This is a genomic window from Paenibacillus sp. EKM10P, assembly GCF_011800655.1.
Lineage (GTDB): Bacteria > Bacillota > Bacilli > Paenibacillales > Paenibacillaceae > Paenibacillus > Paenibacillus polymyxa.
Genome location: NZ_JAALET010000027.1, coordinates 1 through 5739, shown reverse-complemented (window position 1 = coordinate 5739; position 5739 = coordinate 1). Strand labels below are relative to the sequence as shown.

At 41.6% G+C, this 5739-nt stretch carries 1 protein-coding gene; it reads right to left on the bottom strand.

Translation table 11 applies throughout. From position 1 onward, the window contains the following. On the bottom strand, positions 1–5739 hold a 5739-nt coding region (locus HFE01_RS26170; protein ID WP_167442887.1), incomplete at both ends, for a non-ribosomal peptide synthetase.

The window sequence follows — 5739 nt, the reverse complement described above, 5'->3', positions numbered from 1 at the left end:
CATAATTCCCACTACACTATCAGGTTTTATTCCCTTTTCTCTTAATTTTCTGGCCAGTTGGTTTGCCTTTTCGTTTAGCTCCCTATAAGTCAGCTGTTTATCTTCAAACACTACAGCAATATTATTGGGTGTCCGTTCCACCTGTTCCTCAAAAATCTGATGGATGGTCTTTTCCCGAGGGTATCCTGCTTTTGTATTATTAAATTCATATAATATTTGATCTTTTTCGTCTTGTGACAGCATATCAATTTCTAATAGCCTTTTTTCAGGAAAGGCTGCTGCCTCTTCCAATACATTAAGGTAATGGGCAATAAGCCTTATAACTGACTCTTTCTTAAACAACCTGGTAGCATACTCCAATTCAAATGCAATACCGTCCTCTGTTTCCTCAGCGTTTAAAGTCAAGTCAAACTTGGATATTCTTACTTCACTGTCATAGGGCATAAACCTTAGCCCATCCATCTTCACTTCTGATGCCTCGATATTTTGCAGTACAAACATAGTATCGAAAAGTGGATTTCTGCCCAGATCCCTTTCCAGGTTAAGCTTATCTACCAGTTCTTCAAATTGGTAATCTTGGTTTTCGTAAGCCCTTAAGGAGTTTTCTCTTACTTCATTAAGGAAGTCCACAAAAGTCTTTCCACCTTGAGGGTGATTCCTCATGGCTAGCGTGTTTACAAACATACCAATAACGTCCTGAAGATCAGTATGCGGCCTTCCTGCAACGGGACTTCCAACTATAATATCTTCCTGTCCGGTGTACTTGGATAAAAGGACATTGTATGAAGCTAAAAGTACCATGTAGAGCGTGGCACCATTATTCACTGCAAGTTTGTTCAGTTTAACAGCAAGCTCCTTGCCTGCTTTGAAACTGATCACATCTCCCTCAAAGCTCTGTATAGCTGGCCTAGGGTAGTCTAGCGGCATATTAAGCAAAGGAATTTCTCCTTTGAATACTTGGAGCCAGTATTCTTCCTGCTTACTAATTGTCCCATCAGCAAACAGCCTGTTCTGCCATACGGAAAAATCCTTGTACTGAATCTTAAGTTCCGGAAGTTCCTTACCTTCATACAGGCTCATAAATTCTCTTACCAGTATGTCGTCAGACACCCCGTCAGATATAATATGGTGCTTATCAAACATCATAATATATCTGTCTTCTCCAACTTTTATAAGCCCAACCCTAAGTAAAGGAGCCTCATCAAGGTCAAAGGTCCTAATAAATTCACTGGCTATTTTCGCAGCTCTCTCCTCATCGGTTTCCATATACATAACACTAAAATCCACATTGCTATGGACCTTTTGTACCGGTTTACCATCTATCATATGGAATGAGGTACGGAAAGACTCATGTCTGTCAACAAGCTCCCTAAAAGCCTGTTCAAAGCGCAGTTTATCGAGTTTGCCTTCAATTAGCATAATACCAGGCATGTTGTATGCCATCCCAACTGCGTCAAGCTGGTTTAGAATATACAGCCTTTTCTGGGCGGATGAAATTGGATAGTACTCCATCTCCCCAGCCGGCCCAATAGAATGAAATACACTCTCCTTTGCAATCTTGATGCACTCGGCAACTTCAGACATATTTGGGCTCTTAAATATTTCTTTAAGCGGTATGTTTACATTGAACTCTTTGTGAATCCTGGCAATAAGATTTGCTGCCCTTAAGGAATGTCCCCCCAGCTCAAAGAAATTGTCGTTTCTTCCCACTTTCTCTATACTAAGGATATCCTGCCACAACCCCGCAAGTTTCTCCTCCACTTCACCCAAGGGTGCGACATACTCTATTCCAGCATCGATATTGCCGTCAGGTTTGGGCAATGCCTTCCTATCTATTTTGCCATTGGGAGTCAGCGGCAGCTTTTTTAACTGCATAAAATAGGATGGTATCATATAGTCTGGAAGGTCCTTTAAGAGATGTCCCCTTAGTTCTGCTATTGTTAATTCATTTTCCCCTGCCACATAGGCACACAGATACTTGTTTCCCTTCTGATCTTCCCTTGCAATAACCACTGCTTCCTTTATTGAAACGTGCTTTAGCAGTTGTGCTTCTATTTCCCCCAGCTCTATTCTAAATCCCCTTATCTTTACCTGATGATCTACTCTTCCTAAAAATTCCATATTCCCATCAGACAGCCATCTGGCCAGATCCCCTGTACGATACATCCTTTCCCCTGGTATAAACGGGTTAGGTACAAATTTTTCAGCTGTCAGTTCGGGCCGGTTTAGATATCCCCTTGCAAGCCCTTCTCCCCCTATGCACAACTCACCCAAAACCCCTGTAGGCTGAGGTCTCAAGTGTTTGTCAACAACGTAGTATTTTATATTTTGCATTGGCTTTCCGATAGGTACACTCCCGGATTCCAAATAGCTTCCCAGTCTCTTTTCGTAATAACTGGAATCTATGGTGGACTCAGTAACCCCATAGCTATTAACAACCCGCAGTTTCTCTCCATACCAGGATTGTAATCTTTCATAATCTTCCACAGAGAGAGTATCTGATCCAAGTATAAGCAACTTGAGGCTATCAATAATCAAAGCATTATCATGGATATAATCCATAAGAGGAATAATCAGTGCCGGTGTGGATTCAAAGATGGTTATTTTATGGGTTTTAATAAGTGAATATAATCGTGCAGGATCGTATCTCTCCTCGGATGAACAAATAACCATTTGGCCTCCGTTGAGCAGCGTTCTCGAAACATCTCCCACAAATACATCAAAAGAAAAACTTGCGATTTGCAACAGCTTTACATCCATATCCGCAAGCCTATATTCCTTTTTCCATGCGTAAGATATGTTGACAAGACTTCTATGCTCTATCATGATCCCCTTTGGCTTTCCTGTGGTTCCTGATGTATAAATGACATATGCTAAATTACAAGATTTATTAATGACAGGAAGATTTTCTGTTCTCCCGTTGTAATTCACACAGTCATCAAAGCTTATAATATCAAGATCAAATTTAATTTTTTCTTTATGATGTTCTTGCGTAAGAATAATTCCAGCCAAGCTGTCATCGATCATATATCTGATTCGTTCTTCAGGATGTTCGGTGTCTATGGGTAAATACGCGCCTCCTGCTTTAAATACAGCAATTACACCTATTATCATTTCTATGGACCGGTCTACCATTATAGCTACTACACTGTCAGGTTTTAATCCCTTGTCCCTTAAGATCCAAGCCAGTTGATTGGCCTTTTCATTAAGTTCTCCGTAAGTCAAGTATTTATCTTCAAGTACTACTGCTATGTTATCAGGCGTCTTTTCCACTTGTTCTTCAAATAGCTCTTGTATGGTCTTATCCTTAGGGTATTCTACTTTTGTATCATTGAAGCCATAGATTATTTGCTGTTTTTCCTCCTGGGGCAACATATTTATTTCCGACAACCTTTTAAACGGATTTGCGGTTATCTCTTCCAACACGTTAAGGTAATGAGCCGCCAACCTTTTTATAGTCTCTTTTTTGAAAAGCCGAGTACAATATTCAAAGCTAAAAGCCATACCATCTTCACGCTCTATTGCATCAATGGATAGGTCAAATTTTGATATTCTATACTCTAGCCCGTTATTAAAAGGTCTGAAGCTTATACCAGGTACTGCAAATTCTACCTTAGAGGCATTTTGCATGGTAAACATAGTATCAAACAGTGGGTTTCTGCTCATGTCCCTCTTCAAGTTAAGCTTCTCAACCAGTTCTTCAAATTGGTAATCCTGATTGTCATAAGCCCTTAGAGCGTTTTCTCTTACTTCATTCAAGAATTCTACAAAGGTACTATCTCCCTTGGGGTAATTTCTCATAGCCAAGGTATTTACAAACATACCAAGGATATCCTGCAGGTCTGAATGTGGCCTTCCGGCTATAGGGCTTCCAACGATTATGTCTTCCTGTCCGGTGTGCTTAGACAGCAATATGTTGTATGCCGCGAGCAGTGTCATGTAAAGCGTAGCCCCATTATCCCTTGCAAGCTTGTTTAATTTATTCGTAAGCTCACTGCCTGCTTCAAAGCTAAAAAAATCCCCTTCAAAGCTTTGTATTACAGGCCTTGGATAGTCTAGCGGCATATTCAGTACAGGTATTTCTCCCTGGAATGCTTGGAGCCAGTATTCCTCCTGGCTGCTAATTCCGCCCTCATCAAACAGTTTATTCTGCCATACAGCGTAGTCCTTGTACTGTATCCGAAGTGCTGGAGGGTTGTTTCCTTCATAAAGATCCATAAACTCACGAATCAGTATGTCCATGGAGACACCATCGGATATAATGTGATGCATATCAAACATCATAAGATGCCTGTCTTCTCCCGTTTTTACAAGCTCTACCCTTAGCAGAGGAGCCTTGCCAAGATCAAAAGGTCTGGCAAATTCCCCAGCATACTCTGCGGCTTTTTCTTCGTTAGTTTCAAAGTACATCACGCTGAATTCCACATGGTCATGAACCTTCTGGACCGGGTTACCATCGATCATGTGGAACGATGTTCTAAGAGTCTCATGCCTTTTTACCAACTGCCTGAAGACTTCCTGGAAACGCGCTGTATCAATGCTTCCTTCCAGCAGCATAATACCAGGCATGTTGTATGCTGTCCCTGCCCCTTCAAGCTGGTTTAGTATATACAGCCTTCTTTGTGCAGATGACATAGGGTAGTATTCCATTTCTCCTGCCGGTTGGATTGACTGATATAGGCTCTCCTTTGAGTCTTTAATATATCTGGCAATTTCTAAGATGGTTGGTGTCTTGAATATTTCCTTAAGAGGTATGTCTATATTGAACTCTTTGTGAATTCTTGCTACAAGGCTTGTTGCCTTTAACGAGTGTCCCCCAAGCATAAAAAAGTTATCATTTCTTCCTACCTTCTCTATTCCAAGGATATCCCGCCACAACAGCGCAAGTTTCTCCTCTATTTCTCCCGAAGGTACTACGTATTCTACGCCGGTATTAACATTGCTATCGAGCACAGGCAATGCTTTCCTGTCTATTTTTCCATTAGGGGTCAATGGCAGCTTTTCCATCCGCACAAAGTAGGAAGGGATCATGTAGTCCGGGAGCTCTTTTGACAAGTGTTCCCTCATCCCCTGTACGGTTATTTCTTGATCCGGTACGACGTATCCACAAAGATACTTATTTCCGTCAGCTCCTTCTTTGTCCAATACCACCGCTTCTTTTATTGCTTCATGCTTTAATAACCGGTTCTCTATTTCACCCAGTTCTATCCTGTAGCCTCTTATCTTTACCTGATGGTCGATCCTGCCCAGATATTCTAGGTTGCCGTCAGGCAGCCACCTTGCCAAGTCACCTGTCCTGTACATCCTTTCACCCGGTGCGAATGGGTTTGCTGCGAATTTTTCTTCTGTAAGTTTCGGTCTGTTCAAGTACCCTCTTGCCAGTCCATCCCCTGCTATGCATAGTTCTCCCGCTACTCCTATCGGCTGCAGGCCCTTTTCCTTACTGACAACATACAACTTAATGTTATCTATGGGCTTTCCTATAGGTACAAGCTCCAATTCTTCTTCCGTAGAGCAGCCAAAGTAGGATACATCTACTGTTGCTTCTGTTGGTCCGTACAGGTTATGCAGGCTTGTTCCTTTTTCTTTGTACAGCAGCTTGTTGAACTTTTCTACTTGCTTCAGGTTCAGTGCTTCTCCACTGGCAAATACCTGCTTTAAGCTTGCTATTTCCTCTATTATCCCCTTTTCCTCTACATACTCTAAAAATACACTCAACATGGATGGTACAAAGTGCAT